Below are 353 nucleotides of genomic sequence, written 5' to 3' on the forward strand. Positions count from 1 at the left end.
ATTTACATAATTGAGCTCCCAGTCATTGGACTCTGTTCTCGTTCTGGTCTTTTTGGGGTTCCATCTCTCTCTCTCTCTCTCTCTCTCTCTCTCTCTCTCTCTCTCTCTCTCTCTCTCTTCTCCTCTCCCTATACTCTCTATACACTGAACTTTTCTTACTCTTACTATCATTATCTTCATTATCAGGCAAAGTTTTGCATAAAGTTAATGAAGAAAAGATGTGTCAGAGGAAATCTGGGAGGAAAGAAAAAAAGGCTACGTGAAACGCATGTTTTTACCTGAGATAGAGATGCAAAAAATACATTTTCGTTTCACCTTATTCTCCTTCTACTCCTTCTTCTTTTTTTTCTCCT

General features: G+C 38.2%; 1 protein-coding gene. It reads left to right on the forward strand.

Annotated features, from left to right (window positions below):
• The coding region (locus tag MUW74_RS04335) for a hypothetical protein (protein WP_243553119.1) at positions 1-282 on the forward strand (282 nt) is incomplete at its 5' end.
• Positions 283-353 lie beyond the last annotated feature (71 nt).

The organism is Candidatus Cardinium sp. cBcalN2, from assembly GCF_022810445.1.
Taxonomy (GTDB): Bacteria; Bacteroidota; Bacteroidia; order Cytophagales; family Amoebophilaceae; genus Cardinium.